Annotated in this window: 16 protein-coding genes; 10 read left to right on the top strand and 6 right to left on the bottom strand. The window is 53.0% G+C overall.

The genetic code is table 11. The features are described from left to right. Positions 1 to 13: 13 nt before the first annotated feature. Positions 14 to 913, bottom strand: coding sequence for an alpha/beta fold hydrolase (locus ACT3R4_RS11270; RefSeq protein ID WP_193053086.1), 900 nt, complete (start codon positions 911 to 913; stop codon positions 14 to 16). 356 nt (positions 914 to 1,269) lie between these two features. Between ACT3R4_RS11270 and ACT3R4_RS11265 the strand changes: the two genes are divergently transcribed. Next, positions 1,270 to 1,713, top strand: coding sequence for a LexA family protein (locus tag ACT3R4_RS11265; protein WP_441679061.1), 444 nt, complete (start codon positions 1,270 to 1,272; stop codon positions 1,711 to 1,713). Then, positions 1,710 to 3,011: a Y-family DNA polymerase gene (locus ACT3R4_RS11260; RefSeq protein ID WP_441679060.1), complete on the top strand. Its 1,302-nt coding sequence runs from the start codon at positions 1,710 to 1,712 to the stop codon at positions 3,009 to 3,011. Before ACT3R4_RS11265 ends, ACT3R4_RS11260 begins: the two co-directional genes overlap by 4 nt. A gap of 145 nt (positions 3,012 to 3,156) precedes the next feature. Here ACT3R4_RS11260 and ACT3R4_RS11255 read toward each other — a convergent pair whose 3' ends face one another. Then, positions 3,157 to 4,620, bottom strand: coding sequence for a sodium-dependent transporter (locus ACT3R4_RS11255; protein ID WP_441679059.1), 1,464 nt, complete (start codon positions 4,618 to 4,620; stop codon positions 3,157 to 3,159). A 148-nt stretch (positions 4,621 to 4,768) separates the two neighbouring features. Then, positions 4,769 to 5,995 carry a YbfB/YjiJ family MFS transporter gene (locus ACT3R4_RS11250; RefSeq protein ID WP_441679058.1) on the bottom strand — a complete coding sequence of 409 codons (1,227 nt, stop codon included), beginning with the start codon at positions 5,993 to 5,995 and terminating at the stop codon, positions 4,769 to 4,771. A gap of 152 nt (positions 5,996 to 6,147) precedes the next feature. Here ACT3R4_RS11250 and ACT3R4_RS11245 point away from each other — a divergent pair, with 152 nt between their 5' ends. From ACT3R4_RS11245 to ACT3R4_RS11225, 5 genes are all read left to right on the top strand, one after another. Beyond that, on the top strand, positions 6,148 to 7,401 hold the full coding sequence (locus tag ACT3R4_RS11245) for a M20/M25/M40 family metallo-hydrolase (RefSeq protein WP_441679057.1): 1,254 nt from the start codon (positions 6,148 to 6,150) through the stop codon (positions 7,399 to 7,401). 617 nt (positions 7,402 to 8,018) lie between these two features. Next, positions 8,019 to 9,467, top strand: coding sequence for an SLC13 family permease (locus ACT3R4_RS11240; RefSeq protein ID WP_225733806.1), 1,449 nt, complete (start codon positions 8,019 to 8,021; stop codon positions 9,465 to 9,467). A gap of 1,055 nt (positions 9,468 to 10,522) precedes the next feature. Then, positions 10,523 to 12,199, top strand: coding sequence for an alpha/beta hydrolase (locus tag ACT3R4_RS11235; protein ID WP_441679056.1), 1,677 nt, complete (start codon positions 10,523 to 10,525; stop codon positions 12,197 to 12,199). A gap of 43 nt (positions 12,200 to 12,242) precedes the next feature. Continuing rightward, entirely contained in the window at positions 12,243 to 13,022 is a 780-nt protein-coding gene (locus tag ACT3R4_RS11230) for a CLCA_X family protein (RefSeq protein ID WP_441679055.1), read from the top strand. Positions 13,023 to 13,241: 219 nt separating this feature from the next. Further along, on the top strand, positions 13,242 to 14,573 hold the full coding sequence (locus tag ACT3R4_RS11225) for a CitMHS family transporter (protein WP_441679054.1): 1,332 nt from the start codon (positions 13,242 to 13,244) through the stop codon (positions 14,571 to 14,573). Positions 14,574 to 14,688: 115 nt separating this feature from the next. On the opposite strand, the gene ACT3R4_RS11220 is transcribed toward ACT3R4_RS11225, so the two are convergent. Continuing rightward, positions 14,689 to 15,639, bottom strand: coding sequence for a pirin family protein (locus ACT3R4_RS11220; protein WP_441679053.1), 951 nt, complete (start codon positions 15,637 to 15,639; stop codon positions 14,689 to 14,691). Positions 15,640 to 15,798: 159 nt separating this feature from the next. After that, entirely contained in the window at positions 15,799 to 16,422 is a 624-nt protein-coding gene (gene ycaC / locus ACT3R4_RS11215) for an isochorismate family cysteine hydrolase YcaC (RefSeq protein WP_441679052.1), read from the bottom strand. Between the two features lie 146 nt (positions 16,423 to 16,568). Here ycaC and ACT3R4_RS11210 point away from each other — a divergent pair, with 146 nt between their 5' ends. After that, positions 16,569 to 17,474 (top strand): LysR substrate-binding domain-containing protein, encoded by a 906-nt coding sequence (locus ACT3R4_RS11210; protein WP_441679051.1) that lies wholly within the window; start codon positions 16,569 to 16,571, stop codon positions 17,472 to 17,474. 69 nt (positions 17,475 to 17,543) lie between these two features. Next, entirely contained in the window at positions 17,544 to 17,705 is a 162-nt protein-coding gene (locus ACT3R4_RS11205) for a metallothionein (protein ID WP_193053101.1), read from the top strand. A gap of 490 nt (positions 17,706 to 18,195) precedes the next feature. Here the strand turns inward: ACT3R4_RS11205 and ACT3R4_RS11200 are convergent, their stop codons facing one another. Beyond that, positions 18,196 to 19,818 carry a BCCT family transporter gene (locus tag ACT3R4_RS11200; protein WP_441679050.1) on the bottom strand — a complete coding sequence of 541 codons (1,623 nt, stop codon included), beginning with the start codon at positions 19,816 to 19,818 and terminating at the stop codon, positions 18,196 to 18,198. Between the two features lie 347 nt (positions 19,819 to 20,165). Between ACT3R4_RS11200 and ACT3R4_RS11195 the strand changes: the two genes are divergently transcribed. Beyond that, on the top strand, positions 20,166 to 21,004 hold an 839-nt coding region (locus ACT3R4_RS11195; protein WP_496201218.1), incomplete at its 3' end, for a hypothetical protein.

Raw genomic sequence — 21,004 nt, 5'->3', positions numbered from 1 at the left:
CCGTATAACCGTTTTACACGGCTGCCTCCCAGTGGGCGGTGGCGAGTTCCGCCACAGCGGCAACCGCTTTAGATTCTAAATGTAGATGATGCCCGCCAGGCAACACATGGCGGGTCAGATCATTAACCGCCAAGCGCGCCTGCTCGGCCCAGGCACGCTTTCCTAAAATACCCTGCTCGCCTTCAATCAGTAGTACTGGCGCCTGAATACACGCTAACAGAGCCAGCACCTGCTCAGGGGTAAAGCGCACCAGAGAGGGTTTTAGCAGTCGACTATCCGTACGCATTTGTAGATAGCCATCGGCAGTTGCTTGCGTATTACGCTCAACCAACGGCATCGCCGTTACGCTATCCAGCGTGGTGACGCCACCGGCTACCCGCGCGGCAACCGCACTTTCGATATCAGCATAGCGTGGTGGGCGGGAAAGCGGGCGACGATGGGCAATAAGCCCTTTGCGCAATTGGCTGGCGGTTTCTTCCGCAGGCGTATTCAATGCCCCCAGCCCGTCAATCAAGGTTAACCGGGCAATACGCTCCGGCATAGCAGCGGCCAATAGGCAGGCAACCGCCGCGCCCATGGAGTGGGCCAGTAAAGATGCCTGTTCAATACCCAGCGCGTCCAGCGCATCAAGCACATCGTGGCAGTAATCCCACAACGCATAGTCGCTTCCGAAAGCGGCATGCTGGGAGTGCCCATGGCCGCGAAAATCAATGGCTACCACGCGGATATCCAGCGCATCTGCCAAAAGCGGTGCCAAGCGGCTAAAGCTTGCCGCGTTATCCAGCCAGCCGTGTAGCGCCAGCCAGACAGGTGCATCCACGCGGCCCCAGCCCAGTGCGGCCAAGCGCCCTTGCGCAAGCACCAGCGGTTGCGCGAAGTGTCGAGACGCGGGTTGGAGGGTTGGTTCACACATACGTTGTTTTCCTGATGAAGCGGCCATCTCGTTGGCAAATAACGCGACGCCTTTAATGTTCCTGAATTCAGCGTTCAGGCAATGTCTGGATGACGGTATCAGTAACAAACGTTACCATGCCAGGCGCAATTCTTCCGTCGCTTTTACCCAACCCTTGCTAATGGTGCTGCCATGAAACCACGCCGCGATACACGCGCCCGTAACCTTGTTTTTTTTATTGCTGTTGTTAGTGCCATCGTCGTGGGGTTGTGGCTAGCGCGCTAGGCTTGCCTAACCGCCGCTCAACGCTTGCAATTTAAACCTCACGAATAAATACTGTATATACATACACATTACATTCAGTGAGGATGCCGACGATGTCGTTGCCTCCATCGACGCTCGTGCCCACCTTGCCGTTAACTTCTCAGCCGCTGCCTTTTTCATCGTTACAAGGCCGTGCGGGCTTTAGCGGCTTTCCATCACCAGCGCAGGATTACGAACCGCGTACGCTCGATCTCAACACGCGGCTAATTAAAAACCCTACCCAGACGTTCTACCTTTCCGCCGCTGGTGACAGCATGGAAGGCTGGGGGATTTTTGATGGCGACCTGCTGGTCGTTGACCGCAGCATTAAGCCTCGGCTAGGGCACATTCTGGTTGCCATGTTTGAAGGGGAAGTGCTGATTAAGCGCTACGCCCTCTACCAAAATACGCCGCATCTCTGCTCCGCGCATCCTCACTACCCGCCGCTTCCTTTGGAAGGCACCGAGTGCCAGCTATGGGGAGTAGTGCGTGCCGTCATTCATGAGTATGTCCGATGATTGGCCTGGTCGATGCCAACAACTTTTACGTCAGTTGTGAGCGTGTGTTTGATCCTGCGCTGGAAGGCAAACCGGTTGGCGTTATGTCGAACAACGACGGCTGTATCATCGCCCGCTCTGCCGAGATGAAAGCCATGGACATCCCCATGGGCATGCCATCGTTTAAGCTCGAAAGCCTGCGTAAGCGTGGTGACATTTACCTCAAGTCATCCAACTATGAGCTGTATGGCGATATGTCGGCCAGGCTGTGCCAGCTACTGCGTGATACCTGCCCAGCCGTGTCGCCGTACTCCATTGATGAAATGTTTATTTACCTGGAGGCGTTCAGCAACCAGCAGTGCCAAACCCTGGGCGAATGGCTGCGTCGGCGGATTCGGCGTCATTTAGGCCTGCCGGTATGCGTCGGGCTGGCCCCTACGCATACGCTGGCGAAGCTTGCCAACCACTTGGCCAAGCAGGCGACTCACTATCAAGGCGTGTGCCTGCTAACGGGAAAAGATGCGGCAACGACCGCCCTGCTTAAACAGACACCGGTGGGCAGCGTATGGGGCGTTGGGCGCCGGATTGCTGAGCGGTTAGCGATCAGCAATATTAATACCGCCTGGGACTTGCGTGAGGCTGACCTTCGGCTACTGCGCAAACATTTTTCGGTAGTGCTGGCCCGCACGGCGCTGGAGCTGCGCGGTACGCCCTGCCTGCAGATGAATGCGCTGGATCAACCGCGCCACCGCATTATGACGTCGCGCTCATTCGGCCAATCAACCGGCAGTAAAACAGAAGTACATAACGCGTTACGCCAACATGCCCAGCGCAGCGCCGAAAAACTCCGTCAGCAGCGCAGCCTAACGCGAGCCGTGATGATTTTTTTAAACACCAACCGCCACCGCCGAGACCAACCCCAGTATTCTCCCCACGCCATGGTGCCCCTGCCCTCACCCAGCGACGATACGCGCACAATTCTTGAGGCCGTTCACCAAGGGGTTGAACAGGTTTACCGGCCAGGCTACCGGTTTATGAAGGCAGGTGTGATGCTATTGGACCTGGTTGATGCCGAGCAGCACCAGCTCTCGTTGCTACATCAACCGCCGCGGAACCGATACCCTTACTTAATGGCCACCCTGGATAATATCAATCAGCGCATGGGGCAAGGCACCATCAGCTTTGGCATGATGGATGCCGATGCCGCCTGGCAGCTGCGCAGCGCTCATTGTTCAAACCGCTACACCACACGCTGGGACGAGTTGATGCAGGCAGGCACTCACCCTGGCGCTATCAAGCAATCTGCTTTACGTAAGTAACCACTGCTATCTCAATTACGATCTCAACTCCTGTCTCAGCTCCTGTCTCAACTACGATCTCAGGAAGAGACTCAAATCACCTGCCAAACGCCGCTGGATGAGCCGTCACTCATTGCTCAGCAGCAGCGTTGGCTGGGGAGATCCGTTAGCGTGTCGTTAACGCCTGACGCAGGCGAGGGCTCAACCACTCGCCCAGCGCCATCATGATCAGCAGGATAGCCAACAACCACGGCCAATGAACTGAAAAGGTAACGGTAAACAGCCCTAATGCATCAGCGAAAATAACCAAAATACCCAGCGGGCTGACATAACGCACCATGGCAAGCCATAGCGTATAGGGCAGGGGCGAGAGTCCTAGCTCGTCGCGGAACGTTTCACTCTTCAGGACAAAGCCTGCCAGTATGACGGTGCCTAACCCACCCAGCGGCATCATCCAGCGTGAAGTGATGTAGTCCAGCCAGTCAAAGAAGGTCTTGCCTGCCAACGTCCAATCAGCGCCCAGGTTAAAGGAGAGCATGGCAGCGGTACTAATCAGCCAAAGAACAATCCCCGTGCTCCACGCAGCACTGCGGCGTGAGAACCCTTTGTTGTCGCAGAGCCAGGAAACGGTCGCCTCAACCATCGAAATGGACGATGTCAGCGCGGCCATGGAGAGCATGGCGAAAAATAGAATCCCAAACAGCGTGCCCAGCGGCATGGCCTGGAACGCCAACGGCAAGCTCATAAAGATAAGCCCGGGGCCTTCACCTGGGTCCATGCCATTGGCAAAAATTACCGGGAAGATCGCCAGCCCCGCCATCAAGGCAACGGCCGTGTCTGCAATGGCGACGCTAATGGTGGTGCGCCCAATGGAGGCGCCTTTGGGCAGATAGCTTCCGTAGGTAAGAATGGCACCCGAGGCAAGCGATAAGGTAAAGAACGCATGGCCAAGCGCGGCCAACATCCCTTCACTCGAGAGACTCCCCGCCTTAAAGGAGAACAAAAAGCGTACCGCATCACCAAAGCCACCAGAAAACACGCCGTACACAATCAGCAGTATCAGCATGATAACCAGGCCTGGCATCATCCAACTGACGTTTTTCTCGATCCCCTCCTGAACGCCTTTGCCCACAATAATCATGGTCACCAGCGTAACAAGCGTGCTCCAGAAGCCCAGGCTGAGCGGGTTGGCGTTGTTTTCCCCAAAAACGGCGGCCATGTCGTCAACGCTGGTGCCCACCAGGCCACCGGTTAACATCTTCCACAGATAAGAAAACGACCAGCCTGCCACGACCACGTAGAACGACAGAATCAAAAAGCCGCACAGCATGGCCATCCAGCCAAGCAGCGACCACGTCGATGAGCGACCGGACTCGTTAACCACTCGACGAATCGCATCAATGGGGCTGCCGCGCCCGCGCCGCCCGAAAGCGATTTCGCTCATCATTACCGGCACGCCCACCGCAAAAATGCACGCCAGATAGACAAGCACAAACGCGCCACCGACATACTCGCCGGTGATATACGGGAATTTCCAGATGTTGCCCAGCCCTACCGCCGAACCGGTAGCGGCGAGCACGAACCCCCAGCGGCCCAGCCACTGGATGCGAGGTTGCTCGGAAGACGCCATGACTATCCTTCTGGTGTAAAAAAAGCGTTTATCCTAGAGGATTTCGGCTCAAAAGCACAAAACTCGTTAACTCTTTTCTGAAAACGACCGCCTGACGCCCCTGGCTTCTTCCTGGCCTGCCCCATTCGCTCATCACTTAGCGCTTCAATTAGCGCATTACAGACAGCGCTTGCGCCTCGGCATCCAGCCGCTGAGCAGTTTGGTCCACGCATCGCAGCCAAACCAATAGCACCGCCCCCAACATGACAAAGCCACTGGCCAGCCAAAGGCCTACGGTATAGTGGCCCGAAGCCTCAGCCAGCACGCCGGTTAAGGCAGGTGCAAAGATCTGCGCGGCGCCATACGCCAGCGTCATTTGGCCCATTAAGCGCGCAGGGCTTGCCGGGTAAAGCCTGCCAGCCATGGTCAGCACCAAACTCACGCAGCCTAGAAAAGTACCGCCGTATAGCACCGCGCTGAGCAACACAACCACCAGGTTTGAGGAGATAGCAGGCAATACAATCCCCACGGCCTGGATCGACATGGCCACCACCAGCGCCCCCAAATAGCCAAGCCTCCGCGCCACCAAATCCCACAGCATAACGGCAGGTGCGGCCGCTAAACCGACCACAGCAAAGGTCCAGTTACCCGCGCCCGCAAGCAGCGGCTCGCGCTCCACGATGGTGACAATAAACGTGGCGTTAATCACATAGCCATACCCGGCACAAAAATAGGCAGGCAACATTAAGCGCATAAAGGTGCGTGAAGGCGGCTTGGCAGCCGGCAACGCTTTTTGATGCGCACCTGCAACCGGCTTTACCGGGCGTGGCAGACATCGCCAGGCAGGCACCAACAGCACCGCGCCCAATACGCCAAAAATCCACCACTGGCTTTGCCAGTCAAGCGAGAACGCCAGCATTAACTCTACCGCCACAGCAGCCAGTACAATGCCTAACCCCAGCCCCGCAAAATGAATCCCCAGCTCTCCCCGCTGGTGATGGTTCATCAACCAGTGAAGGATCAGCCCAGACGCCAAAAGCATGGCCGCACTGCTGGAAAGCCCCGCCAAAAAACGCAGCGCCGCCCATAGCCAAAAGTGCTCAGTAAGTGCCATACCCACGGTTGTCAGCACCGCCAGCACCAAGCCAATACGGTAAAGCGTGTCTTTGATGTAAATACTGCGAATCGAGGCGGCCAGCACCGCGCCCAGCATATAGCCCGCGTAATTAAGCGCCGCTAGCCAGCCACCATCCGCGTCGCCCATCCAGGTGTGCTGCTGCATGATCGGCAGCAATGGCGTATAGGCGAAGCGGGCAATGCCAACACACAAAAGCTGACTGCAAACGCCCGCCAACAATACTCTATAGCGCTGAACGCGTAGCGATGCCGCACTCATGCTCTCTCCTGTCGCTGTTTTGACTTAACCGTTGTTTCTAGTTAATTAGCCTGCATATTACGTGTACACGGCGCGGCCCACATCGTCTAATGGTGGAAGAGCCTGATGAATCTGGCAGACTAGTCACACAGATAACCCCATGGAGAGTTTTAATGAGCGATAACGCCAAACCCTGGACACAACCGATGCCCGAAGCGCAGTTCAAGCTGATGCGCGACATCCTGGCCGCACCTAGCCCGGTTGGCCTTGAAGGGGCCATGACCTATGGCGTCTTAAAGCCCTACTTCGAGACATTTGCCCCCAAAAGCTGGCACCTTCACCAGTTCAAGGGCAACGCAGGCGTGGTGCTGGATACCCACCCTAACCGCGATGATATGTTCAAGGTCATGATTATCGGCCATGCGGACAAGATCCGTATGCAGGTCCGCTCTATCGGCGAAGACGGTAAAATCTGGATCAACACCGACTCATTTTTACCTTCCGTGCTGATCGGCCATGAAGTGAAGCTGTTCAGCGAAGACCCCGAAAAACCGGGCAGCTATCGCTCGATTGAGGGTGGCACCGTTGAAGCACTCGGCGCCATTCACTTTTCCGACCCGGCGGCGCGCACCGGTGACAAAGGCATTAAGAAAGAGCAGATCTACCTGGACCTGCAAATTCACGGCGAGAATAAAAAGCAGCAAGTGCTTAATTTAGGCGTGCGCCCGGGTGACTCGATTATTTTTGACCGCCCTATCCGCCCCGGCTTCAGCCCCGACACCTTCTACGGCGCCTACCTGGACAACGGCCTGGGCTGTTTTGTAACGGCTGAAGTAGCGCGGTTAATCGCCGAAGCAGGCGGCACTGACAACGTGCGCATTATGTTTGCGATTGCAAGCTACGAAGAGATTGGCCGTTTTGGTAGCCGGGTAATGGCCGGTGAACTAAAACCCGATGCGCTGATTGGCGTGGACGTTAACCACGACTACGTAGCCGCGCCGGGTATCGGCGATAAACGCATGCAGCCGCTGGAAATGGGCAAAGGCTTTACCATGTCGGTAGGTTCGATTGCCAGTGAGCAGTTAAACCGCATCATCGCCAGCGCCGCCAAAGAGCAGGATATTCCGATGCAGCGCGATATGGTGGGCGTCGATACAGGCACCGACGGCATGGCAGGCGTGCTGGCCTCTATCGACAGCGCCGCGACCTCCATCGGTTTTCCGATCCGCAATATGCACACCATTTCGGAAACCGGAAACACCCAGGACGTACTGGCCGCTATCCATGCGCTCACGCATACCCTACAAGCGCTGGACAAACTGCCCAACCTTGAGCGTGAATTTTTGGATAACCATCCGCGCCTTGACCAAGCAAGCGCACTTAGCCACCAGGGGCATGCAAAACCGGAGAACAACGAGGACAAATAACCGCGCTGTTCATTTTCATTAGTACGTTTTTATTAGCACGTTGCAATAAGAAAGCCCCAGGCATCACTGCCTGGGGCTTTATCGGTTCCTCCGTAATCTTTCCTCGCGAACGTCCTGTTCGTGCATCCCTGGCGACCACAAGCACTCCTTGCTTGCTCTTCCTGACCACGTTTCCGTTTGTGGCACTGCCTACCTTGAACCTTAAATGTGTCAAACACATTAACCTGAGATAGGAAAACTTTAAAAGCCCTTAATCTCTAAAAGATGGTTGCCAATAGCCAACGTAGGCACTGGCGTTATGCGCTGCTTATACTTAAAAACAGTTAATCTTCATGCACAACAAGAGCCAAATAAAAAGTTAAACGCCAATAACTCTGACAATACGACATGTTACTTTTTATGCTTCCCGCCAAATAACGCGCCAATCCTTGCACCCTCTCAATTTGCTATTGATTACCACGCTGAGTGAAAGCAGCGCTGGCAGACACTCCACTCTTATACCAAAGTCTAAAATCTACAACCAACGGCGTATAAACGAAAGTGGTAGCATGCCCGCTTCTTATTGTTAGCAAATTATCAATAAATTCATGCAATAGCGTCAGGAGACGAGTATGGGAATGTCATTGTCAAATTGGCGCCACTGGGTACCACTGTTAGCGGGACCACTTCTTTTTGTACTGATACAGGTACTGATGCCAGACACGCTGATTGATCCAGCCCCCCGCACGGTGCTGGCATTAACCGTATGGATGGGCGCCTGGTGGGTGACAGAGCCGGTTCCTATCCCTGTTACTTCTTTTCTACCCATGTTGGTACTGCCGCTTAGCGGTGTGATGGTGTTGGACGAAGCCGTTGTGGGCTACGCCAACCCGGTTATTTACATGTACATGGGTGGGTTTATTCTGGCCATTGCCATTGAGCGCTGGAACCTGCACCGGCGCATCGCCCTGTCGATCGTCAACCGCATTGGCAACAGCCTGCGTAGCATTGTATTAGGCGTTTTGATTGCCTCGGCGTTTTTATCCATGTGGATATCCAACGCCGCCACAGCGCTTATGATGCTGCCTATTGCCGTCGCGCTAACCAACGAATTAGACGAACGCGACCAGTTTGAACGCCATCATCGCGATAGCTTTGCACGTATTTTGCTGCTAACCGTTGCTTATTCAGCCTCGATTGGCGGGCTGGCAACCATTATCGGCTCAGTGCCCAATGCCATCGTAGTGGCCATGATCCCGCAGTTTTTTGAAGGGGTAGAAATCAGCTTCTTGCAGTGGATGATTTTCGCGCTGCCACTCACGCTGATCTTACTGGCGATTTTGTACGTCTATCTCACGCGGATATACACCAAAATACCCAATACGCCGCTTGAAATTGATTTTGTAGCTCAGGAGCTTGCGGCCCTTGGACCCATGAGCCAGGAAGAGAAGCGTGTCCTGGGCGTATTTGTGGCAACGGCACTGGCCTGGGCGTTACGCGGCTGGCTGGCACCGTTTTTTGATCTGCCCATTAACGATACGATTATTGCGGTAACCGCCGCCATTGCGTTGTTTGTCATTCCTGCCCACAACGAAAAACGCGCCCTGCTGGTTTGGGACGATATGAAGGGCTTGCCGTGGGGCTTGTTTATACTTTGGGGCGGGGGTATGACGCTCGCTGCTGCGTTCATCGCCAGCGATTTGACCGGTTGGATCAGCGAGCAACTGCAGTTACTGGATGGCGTCAATTACTTCTGGCTACTGTTAATTATGGTGCTGTTAATGCTGTTCTTGACGGAAATTATTTCCAATACTGCAACAGCAAATATGGCACTGCCCATTACCGCAGGCATGGCTGCAGCCATCACGACCGGCAATCCGCTCGGATTAATGGTGGCGGTTGCTCTCGCCACTACGTGCGCCTTTATGTTGCCGATATCCACCCCGCCTAACGCCGCTGTATTTTCCACAGGGCGTATTTCTATTAAACAAATGGCCAAAGCGGGATTTGCCATGAACCTCGTAAGCGCTATTGCAATTACGCTGTTTGTTTATTTTATTATGCCGCTGCTGTTACCCACGCCTTAATTAGCGAACTATCTTTTCGAAAGAGTATTAAAAAAACCCCGGCCATTGCTGGCCGGGGATGATTAGTTCCTCCATAATCCTACACCACGAACATCCTGTTCATGCTTCCTTGTGTACCACAAATATCCTTATCTGCTCTTCCTTAATACGCTGTCCTTGCGCTATATGGCTACAATGGACCCTAAAGCGTCTGAGTTATCTAACCCAGGTTATGAAAAGATAAAACAAGCGCTTTTTTACAAACATTTAATACACCCTGCAAATGTTTTATTTCAAAGCAAAAGCACCTGCCAACCAAGGTTAATAATTATCGAATAAAATAAAAGCTAAACTTTAGACCTTTTCGATCTTAGCAAATTATAAAATAAAATTTATTAAATATTAAACAACTTGACTATAAAAACAGCGCCAAATTACCAACAAAAGTTTTGGGGGGCCACTGATTAAGACAATTACGTTAAATATAACTCAAAAATATATACTAATTTCTTCGTACTATTACTGGTAAATGGGTAATACGGACAATTCGCCTTTCACCTCAAGCCTGGTATCGCCCTACGTCACAACGAGCGAATCCTGACTTCAGCCATTAAGCACAGCAGAAGGCCAACCCGCAGGCAAGCATTGGCCATTTTTTAAACAGAAGTTTGCCTCCATTGCGCATCGGATCAGTTCTGAAACGTTTTCGTACAATATCTTTACAATAATTATTTGTACACCAATTAACTTTTAGCTATGGTCTGTAGTGTTCGCGGCAAGGAAACCGCTAGCAAGGAAGCGATCGCTCAGGATGAGCTGCAATATGTCATGGATGGTCAAGAAGACGAAAAGAAGCCCTCGCATCGAGGGCTTCTTTTCGTCTGGTTCCATACCCAGCATTTATTCCTCCCCCTCCCATGACGCTTCACTCCTATGCGCATATCCACCTGTTCGAAAGTCCATCTATTCGCAAGTTCATTGCGCCTGAAATAGAATAAAGTTAGCAGAAAGCCACTCGCTTAGCGCCAACGCCTTAGCGATTTTCGTTCAAAGCCTACAGCGACCATGGATAACCAATGGAACTGAGCAGACAACAACAGTGGATCTTCTCACGCCTTGCGCGTTTTTCAGGCGTGGGCCTGGTACTGGGCACGCTCTTCTTTGCGTTTTCGCTAACGCCAAGCCTTATACCTCGCCCACTCATCGCGCAAGGTATCGTGTCGGGGCTAAGTTTTACCGCAGGCTATGCGTTGGGAGTGATGGGGCATGGGCTTTGGCGTTACCTCCATTTACCTGACCCCAATGCGCGGCTGGAAACGTATTTTCACTGGTTAGCCGCCGCGGTATCCCTGAGCATCGCCGCTCTTTTTTTATGGCGAGCCGCCGAATGGCAAAATAGTATTCGCCAACTCATGGAGATGGAACCCGTTAGCGGCACACACCCCTTCTCCATTGCCTTAATTGCCTTGGGTGTGTTTGCGTTTTTAATGCTTATGGCGCTGCTTTTTAGGCGTACCTTCCGGCTACTTTCACGTAAGTTGGCTTATATTTTGCCCCGCCGAGTGGCCTATGTGCTGGGCACGATCGCCGCTATTGCGCTGTTTTGGCTCGTTATCGAAGGCGTTCTTTTTTCGTATGCGCTAAAGGTGGCCGACCGCTCTTACCAGCAGGTAGATGAGCTTATGCAAAGCGACCTTTCTCCGCCTGAAGACCCACTAAAGCCCGGCAGCGCAGAGTCGTTAATTAGCTGGGAAGCGTTAGGCAGCCGTGGCCGGCGCTTTGTGACCGAAGGCCCGAGCGGCGCGCAAATCGGTGACTTTCTGGGCGAAGAAGCTCCTGACCCTGTCCGTGTTTATGTGGGTCTTAATGCTGCTGAAACGCCTACCGAGCGAGCCGAACTCGCGCTGGAAGAGCTGATCCGAGTAGGCGGTTTCGAGCGTTCTGTCTTGGTATTAGCGACACCAACAGGGCGTGGGTGGATAGACCCGGGGTCGCAGGATACAGTGGAATACCTACACCGCGGCGACATTGCCACGATAGCGGCCCAATACTCCTACCTGCCCAGCCATCTATCGCTAATTTCTGAAGCCGATTATGGCGTCGAAAATGCCCGGGCGTTATTTGCAGTGGTCTATGATTATTGGTCCAGCCTTCCCAGTGACGAACGTCCTCGGCTGTACCTGTTTGGGCTCAGCCTGGGCGCACTTAACTCGGATCTTTCGTTTGATCTCTACGATATTATTGATGATCCCTTTAATGGAGCGCTATGGGCCGGCCCGCCTTTCCGAAGCGACACATGGAAACGCATTACGGCTGACCGTGACCCTGGCTCGCCAGCTTGGCTACCCAGGTTTCGCGATGGCTCGGTAGTGCGCTTTATGAACCAAACGCAGGGGCTTCAAGAAGTACCGGGAGAATGGGGAAATTTTCGTATTGCCTACCTGCAATATGCCAGCGACCCCATTACGTTTTTTGAACCCGCTTCTTTCTGGCGTGAACCAGACTGGATGCACACACCGCGTGGTCCCGATGTTTCACCCGATCTGCGCTGGTATCCTGTGGTAACAATGCTGCAATTATTGGTAGACCTTACTACCGAAAGCGCCCCGCCAGGCTTTGGCCATGAAATTGCGGCGGAAGACTATATTGATGCCTGGGCCGCGCTTTCCGAACCGCCCGGCTGGGATGAAGAGTCTCTGAAACGTTTACGTGACTTCTTTATTCACGCCAGGGAGGCAAGGATTCAGCACTAACCCTCAAGCTGTCTAGCTTGAATAGCCAACAGGTAAGCGCGCCGTGAGTATCGACGCTCGAACGTTTTATCGCAACGGGCCGTCTCATCGCCAGCAGGAGCCCAGTAGCTTTGCGCTTATTCGGCGCCAGTTCGATTTTCGCTCCATCGAAATTGGCCGCTGGGTGACTCCTACTGAGCGCGACCGTGCAGCGGAGCTGTTTCATGATGCGCTGTGCGATTTGATGTTGATTCTACAAGGCCCCGAAACGCTGGTGTCATTACGCGGTTCACTGGCATTGCAGTATGGCAGCGGCGGGCGGCCCGGCGTTGCCGCCCATTACGACCCTGCCCAGCGCAGCTTTGCGCTGGCTAAGAACGCAGGGCCTGGCAGTATTGCCCACGAGTGGTTTCATGCCTTTGATCACTACATTGCGCAAAAGTGTTTCACGGGGCTATCTCGCGATATATTTGCATCAGCCGCTTGGCTGGCTGATGCGCCGCCTATTGTGCACCCACTTAACCTGCGCCTAATGGAGTGCTTTACGGCCATTCTGCTACAACCCGACGGCAAGCGGCCCAGCGAGCTTTTTCAGCACTCGGTAGCCATGGACCGCAAGCTGGGACAAGTGTATTACAGCAAACCGGAAGAGCTATGCGCCCGCGCGTTTGAAGCCTTTGTGCAGGACGCGCCGATCAAGAATCACTTTTTGGTTAAAGGCACCAAAGCCACCCCAGAAGCCGAACTTGGCCTTTACCCCCAGGGCAGCGCCCGCCAGCACATCAATACTGCTTTTCAACGCTATTTCAGCCAGTTAGGCCTCGCCTTAAGCCGCTCCCTATAAACTCTGGTTATCAGGTATCAGTCCGTTCATCGTCTCTCTGTTGGTGCACAATCGCTCGCCTACATATCGGCATTTACAAGACGACTAAGCATAAAGTCTAGGTTGTGCAGCCAAAACAGAGTCACCATAATCCGCGCGACTTTAGTTTATTAACCATTAGTTTAATTCAGGAAATAGTGAAATACCCTGGATTGAAAATTCACGCTCAAGGAGCTGAAAATGTCGCTAAGCCTAGCGGGCCTGACCGCTATCGCTGCTATTGTAGCCATGCTGTTAAGCGGACGCGTATCGCCCCTGGTGGCCTTCGTCCTTGTGCCTATTGTTGCCGCCATAGTTACCGGTTTTGGTATTGATGATATCGCGATGTTTTATGAGCAAGGCTTCGCACGCGTTATCCCTGTCGCTGTCATGTTTGTGTTTGCCATTCTGTTCTTCGGTATCCTTCAGGATGCGGGGCTATTTGAACCGGTTATTCGCAAGGTGCTGTCAGTATCCAAAGGCAATGTGGTTAGCATTACCGTAGCCACCGCGCTTGTTGCCAGTATTGCCCACTTGGATGGCTCCGGAGCCACCACTTTTCTACTAACCATTCCTGCACTTCTACCTACCTACCAGCGCCTACGTATGAGCCCTTACCTGCTGTTACTGCTGGTCGGTTTGGGCGCCAGCATTATGAATATGCTTCCCTGGGCGGGCCCGCTCGCCCGAATTGGTTCAGTACTCGGCATGAGCCCAAGCGAGCTATGGCGCCCACTTATTCCCCTGCAGATATTTGCACTGGTCCTTCTACTCGCACTGGCAGTGGTATTAGGCCTGCGTGAAAATCGTCGTATCAAGCGCCTGCCTTCACTCGACGCTGACGCTACCTTGAATGACACCGCTACCGCCAATATTCAGGAAACCTTCAAAACACAGCCAGCCGCCGACAAGGTGCCCGGCTGGAAAATGGCCTTTAATGCGCTGCTGTTATTCGCGGTTGTCGTTGCGCTTACCATGGACACTTTGCCGCCCGCGCTGATCTTTATGATCGGTGTTGCCTTGGCACTACCGGTTAACATTCCCCAAATGGATGGGCAGATGCAGAGCATCAAACGCCATGCGCCCAATGCCCTTGTTATGGCTACCATTATTATTGCCGCGGGCACCTTCCTCGGGATTCTTAATGGCTCCAATATGCTGAGCGAGTTATCGGCGGATATCGTGGCAATTCTCCCGGCAGCCGTGGTGCCCTATATGCATATATTGATCGGCATTTTTGGCGTACCGTTTGATCTTATTCTGAGCACCGATGCGTACTTCTTCGCCTTTTTGCCTATCGTGATTGAAGTGGTCGGCAATGCAGGGGTTCCAGCGGTTTCAACCGCGTACGCAATGGTGATCGGTAATATTATCGGCACCTTTGTTAGCCCGCTTGCCCCGGCCGTTTGGTTAGCGTTACAGCTTGCCGGGCTGGAAATGGGCAAACATATCCGGTACTCCTTCGGCATTATGTGGGTCTTCAGCCTTGTATTACTGCTTTTTGGCTACCTTATCGGTGTCATCACTCTGTAGACCAAAGCTGCGCGATAGCCGCTTGTAAAACGCTGTGAAAAAAGCTCGCTGAGGTATTCCCTCATGCGAGCTTTTTTATGCTTTTTTTCAAACGAGGTAGCAAGTAGTCAGGCCTTTAATTACCCGGCTGGCCTGGGAAAGGAACAAATTCGCTATTGTCGTCAGGTGGCAGTTGGAAGCGGCCATGTTCAAAGTCGCCTTCAATCCATGCTTCCTTGGCGGCTTCAAGCTTCTCTTTGGAAGAGGCGACAAAGTTCCAGGACACGTAGCGCGGGCCGTTAAGCGTCTCGCCGCCCAGCAGCATTAAACGCGCGCCGCGCTCGCCTGCCGTAACGGTAATCGGGTCGCCTAGGCGGAACACCATCATCCGGCCCTCCTCAAACACTTCACCGGCGATAATCACGCTGCCCGAGGTAATATAAACGCCTCGGTCTTCATGGTTATCAGGCAGTGGCAATTTAGCGCCCGGCGTCAAGGTAGCATCGGCATAAAACATGTCCGAAAAGGTCTGTACGGGGGCTTTCTCACCCCACGCCGTGCCTAGAATCAAGCGCACCTCTTTGCCTTCACCCTGCAGTAGCGGCAGTGCGTCCTGGCCCTGGTGCTCAAAAGTGGCGGGGTTATCTTCGTGTTCTTCAGGCAACGCTACCCAGGTTTGAATGCCAAACAGCGAATGGGTTGGCTGCCGGCGGGTAATGGGGCTGGTGCGCTCTGAATGCGTCACCCCATTGCCGGCCACCATCCAGTTGACCTCTCCCGGATAGATCATTTGGTTGGTGCCTAGGCTATCACGGTGCTGAAATTCCCCCTTATAAAGGTACGTAACGGTGGCCAGGCCGATATGCGGATGAGGGCGAACATCGATTCCACCTTCCGTTAAGAACTCGGCAGGCCCCATTTGATCGAAGAAAATAAACGGGCCAACCATCTGCCGTTTGGGCGCAGGCAATGCGCGGCGCACTTCAAAGCCGCCCAAGTCACGCGCACGGGGAATAATCAGCGTCTCGATATCCTTCAGACCACCCGCTGAAGGGCATTGGGGTTCAATCGTCGGCATCCAACTCATGTGCTGCACTCCTCAAAAATAGCGTAGGCAAGGCGGCCCGGCTTTATCGTTATGTTTTATGGCGTAGTAACCGTTATCGATGAAGATAAACCTGCCTTGCTGCCCCAAGTGAGAGATAAGCCACTGGCGACAGATTCCGCCGCCAGTGGTTACTCGTGATTACTTGCTTGTCAGCGTGCTGTAGCTGTTCATCAGGTTGCGATAATCGGGGATGTGGTTAGCGAACAAGGTACCCAGACCTTCAACATCATTGCGCCAGTCGCGGTGAAGCTCACACGCCGCGCCAAACCAGCTCATCATTTGCGCACCGGCGGCTGACATACGGTCCCAGGCGGCATCGCGCGTCATGGCATTAAAGGTGCCGGATGCATCGGTGATCACAAACACGTCAAACTCTTCTTCCAGGGCAGAAAGTGCCGGAAAGGCAACACATACTTCGGTAACGATGCCCGCGATAATCAGCTGCTTTTTACCGGTCGCTTTAACGGCCTTAACGAAATCTTCGTTGTCCCACGCGTTAATTTGACCAGGGCGAGCGATGTAAGGCGCGTCGGGGAAGCGCTCTTTTAACTCAGGCATCAACGGGCCGTTAGGGCCATTTTCAAAACTGGTGGTCAAGATAGTGGGCAAACCGAAGTACTTTGCTGTATCAGCTAGGGCCAATACGTTATTTTTGAAACAGTCAGGTTCAATGTCGCGCACCAGTGAAAGCAGGCCCGCTTGATGATCAACCAACAATACGGCGGCGTTATCTTTATCTAGACGAACGTAAGGTTTTGACATGATCCACTCCTAGCACTCAGTTAATGGAGCCATCACCATTGGCAGCTCCGGTTGGCCTTGCGACTTACAAAACTGAGTGTAGACGGTCGTCTGCTCGGTGATTAGATGGGAAAATCACAACACACCGTTTCAATTTGAGAACGATAATGGCAATCCCCAATCTCAACGACCTGTACTATTTTGTCCAAGTGGTGGACCACGAAGGTTTTGCACCCGCCGGGCGCGCCTTGGGCATCGCCAAGTCAAAGCTTAGCCGACACGTTGGGGAGCTCGAAAAACAATTAGGGGTATTGCTACTCCACCGTTCAACGCGGCATCTGCGTATGACCGATATCGGCCAGCGCTATTACCTGCACTGTAAAGCCATGCTGGAAGAAGTTGAGGCTGCCCAGCAGGTGATTGAAGAGAGCCAGTCTGGGCCTTGCGGCATCATACGGCTTAGCTGCCCCACTGGGTTACTAAACTTTCATGTCAGCAAGATGCTGGCGGATTTCATGCGTCTCTACCCCCAGGTACATATTCACCTGGAAGCCACCAACCGCCATGTAGACCCCCTGACGGAAGGTATTGATATTGCTATTCGTGCCCGCCCTCTACCGTTTGAAGATAGCGACCTGTTCCACAAGGTGCTGTCAGCAAGCAGCCAGTGCCTGGTGGCCAGCCCGAAACTGCTCAGCCGCTATGGGAAGCCGAAAGCGCCCAGCGACCTTACCCACTTTCCCAGTATCAGCCGCGCAAGGCCCGTGGAGCAGCACGTTTGGCGATTACAGCGCAACGAACACATCGAGGTTATTGAGCATACGCCACGCTTTATTACCACCGATATGACCGCCCTTTACCATGCCACGCTAGCAGGCATTGGTATTGCGCAAATGCCCAAGCTGGTGCTGCCGAGCGCCATTGATTCCGGCCAGCTGACGCTTGTTTTACCGGAATGGGAACTGCGCCAAGAAGTGATTCACGCGGTTTACCTCGCACGCCGCGAGCTACTTCCCTCAGTGCGCGTGTTGCTGGACTTTATGGAGGAACGCTACGCCGAGCTTGAACTATAAATCACTAACGCAATTACATAACACTGGGAGCCGGGTCTATGCTGACGTTACCAACACAGGAGGTGCAATATGGCTCAACAACAGTGTGCTTGCCCGAAATGCGATTGTTCCGTGGACGACCAATCCATTGAGAAAGATGGTCAGAAATTCTGCTCCGAGGCGTGTGCTATTGCCCATACAGACGGCTCCACGGGCTGCGGCCATAACTGTAGCTGCGGAAAACCAGCATAGCCTTAACGTGCCTGCAGTAGTCATCATAGCGCCCAGCACCTCTGCTGGGCGCTAATGGGTTAAGCCTCTACTTTCTTCTGTTCGTTGCTACGTTTAATTTCTACTTTCAGCTTCTACTTCAGCTCCTAATTGGCATCAGCCCCTTAATCAGCCCACCGGTTAATCATTCCGTATCGGCATGTTCGCCTCGCCACGTGCGAAAAAGCCACCCATGCACTAGCCTTAAAGGCTCTCCCCCTTACAAGGAATGTAAATATGCCTTCTACTACCGTTATTGTTGTCGTGGTTGTCGTGATCGCCGTACTAGGGATTGGCTTTAGCGGCGTTCTGCCGTTTTAAATAGTTTTGCTGTTCTAACTACGTGGCAACTCAACGACTGCTGGCTCGAATATTGGTAACGTGCGAACAAGGAAGATTAGACTTCCGAATGCTACAAGAAATGCCCGCTGAGCCATCAGCGGGCATTTTTCTGTGTGGCCATTTCGTAAGATTATTCGTTCAGCTTCTCGGGCTTGGGCGGGCTGCCTACTTTCACTTTAGTAAGGTCCTCATGAGAAAGGCCGCGCAGCAGCGATAGCATCATGACAAACACCAGAATAAACATGGGCAAACCGACCACGGTAATTACCTCTTGTAGTGCGGTAAGCCCCGCATCACCCGCCAGCACAATTAACATAGCGGCCAGCATACCTTCCGAAACACCCCAGAATACGCGCTGATGCCAAGGGCCAGGGTCGGCGCTGCCGGTACACAACATATCGACCACCAACGACGCAGAATCTGACGAAGTAGCGAAGAAAATTGCCACGATTACCACCGCCAAGCCCTGGATTAACGTAGCCGCTGGGAAGTTCTCAAAAAACGCGAACATGGCAAGCGGGATGCTTTCAGCCACGGCGGCGGACAAGACACCCGCTTGGTCCCCCATTGCCTCGCGAGCCGCTGCGCCAATGCCATCAATCTCCATGGCCGACCAACCAAAGATTGCAAACCACACCAGCGTAAACATGGAAGGCGCAAACAGCACACCCAGCACAAACTCACGGATGGTTCGCCCGCGGGAAATACGTGCCACAAAGATGCCGATGAAAGGCGACCATGTCACCGTCCAGGCCCAATAGAACACCGTCCAACTGCCCTGCCACCCCCAGCCACTGCCGTCGGTGCTGGCGTAGCGAGCCAAGGTGTCATTCCAGAACGCCATCGGCAACAGGTTAGTGATGTACAGGCCAAAGGTTTCAACAACGGCACGTAACAAAAACACGGTCGAGCCGGTAAGCAGCACAAACACCAGCAAGCCAACCGCCATACCAATATTGATATTGGAAAGCCGCTTCACACCGGAATCCAGCCCCGCCACAATCGACCCCACAGCAACGGCGGTCAGCACAGCGATAATAACCACCTTGGTAAACACCGCATCTGGCACACCGAACAGTTCGGTTAACCCTGCATTGATCTGTTGAGTACCCAAGCCAATGGAAACCGCCACGCCAAACAACGTGCCCAGAATGGCAAAGATATCGAGGGTTTTGCCGACAGGGCCGTAAATGCGCTCGCCCAGCAACGGGTAGAACACGGAGCTAAAACGCATCGGCAGGTTGTAACGGTAGATAAAGTACGCAAACGCCAGCCCCGGCATCGCGAAAATCGCCCAGGTATGCAGCCCCAAGTGATAGATCGAAAAGCTCATGGCATCGTCGGCGGCTTCTACCGAAAAGGGTTCGACACCCGGCCTTGGCGGCGTAGAGAAGTGGGAAATAGGCTCGGCAACCCCCCAGAACATCAACACCGTACCGATACCACCCGCAAACAGCATGGTGAACCAGGAAATGTTGCTATACGCAGGCTTGGCGTCGTTACCGCCCAAGCGAATTGCCCCGTAACGGCTAATTGCCACCCACAGCAAAAACGCCACCCAACTGGTCACCCCTAAAATAAAAAACCAGCCAAGGTTAGTAACCACCCACTCGCGCCCCGCACCAAAGGCACTCCCTATCGCGTCCGGTGCAATCAACAGCGCCACCAGGAACAGGACCATGATGCCTGCAGAGGTGAAAAAAATAGTCGGATCCGTCCGAAGGCCCAGCTTGTTGGCGAGATTATTGAGCATAATCTTTCCTCTTGTCTTTACAACAAGGTAGGGGGTATGGGCGGATTGCGCCAAGGTGCATTAAAAGCTCCCGGAGAAGCTCTTACATGTGTATTGACGCATTTGTGATGACCTTACGAGCAAAGCTTTTGTCATAAAAACAAATAAAAACAAAAACATACTTCAAAGACCAAATAATCAACCAAGAGGTAAAACAACCATCTCTCAATTAACATAAGCTCTTACATTATTTGTAAGCCTTATCTTACAAATAATTTTAATTTTCCATTTATTAACCATTTCATTGACATTCAAATTAGAATTCGCTTTTGTGGATTAACTATTTTAAAAATAATCATGGAATCCATATGAGCGAAGCCCGTCCTGAATACACATCACAGGGAAAATATGCCCGGTTAATCCCTACTCTGGCTGACAGCAAAAAAGAGGAGCGCGCAACTTCTATACTCTTGGCAGCGCTAATGTCGGTATATGAATTTCGCAAAGCGATGCTTCAATCGATCAACAAACGCGTTGGAGAACGCACAAAGCTTGAGGCTTGGACCGAAGTAGTCTTCAAAAACGAAACCCCGATAAACCAAAAAAAGAGCCCTGATGACCGACCTGATGGGCTTATCGTTCTTAATACTGGCCGAACGAAGTGGCATGCTTTGGTTGAAGCCAAGGTAGGCAGCGAGACTGTTGGAGAAGACCAGCTATTAAAATATATCAAACAAGCCAAGGAACACGGCATTGATGCTGTCATCACCATTACCAATCAGTTTGTCGCCTTTCCAACTCACCACCCAGTGACCATTCCCAAGAAGCACTTACGCTCGGTTGAAATTTTCCATTGGTCGTGGACCTACATCGTGACCATGGCCCAACTGCTTCTAGCGCAGGACAAAATAGAAAGTCAGGACCAGCGGTTCATTCTGCACGAAGTAGTTAAATACCTAGAAGATCCAGGAAGTGGTAAAGCTGGTTTTACCAGCATGAACTCTGAATGGAAGACGGTGGTACAGAGCGCTTTTAACAATACGAAGCTTAATAAAAACTCTGAAGAAGTACTAAAAACTGTTGGTAGCTGGCATCAGGAACAACGTGAGCTGTGCCTTCAAATGTGGCCTTTAGTCGGAGAAAAGGTAGCGGTTAAGCTCCCACGAGCCCACCGAAATGATCCAAAGCAACGACTAGCGGATGATTG

It is taken from the genome of Halomonas sp. AOP7-E1-9, assembly GCF_052376035.1.
GTDB classification, from domain to species: domain Bacteria; phylum Pseudomonadota; class Gammaproteobacteria; order Pseudomonadales; family Halomonadaceae; genus Vreelandella; species Vreelandella citrativorans.
This window is presented reverse-complemented; position numbering and strand designations above follow the sequence as displayed.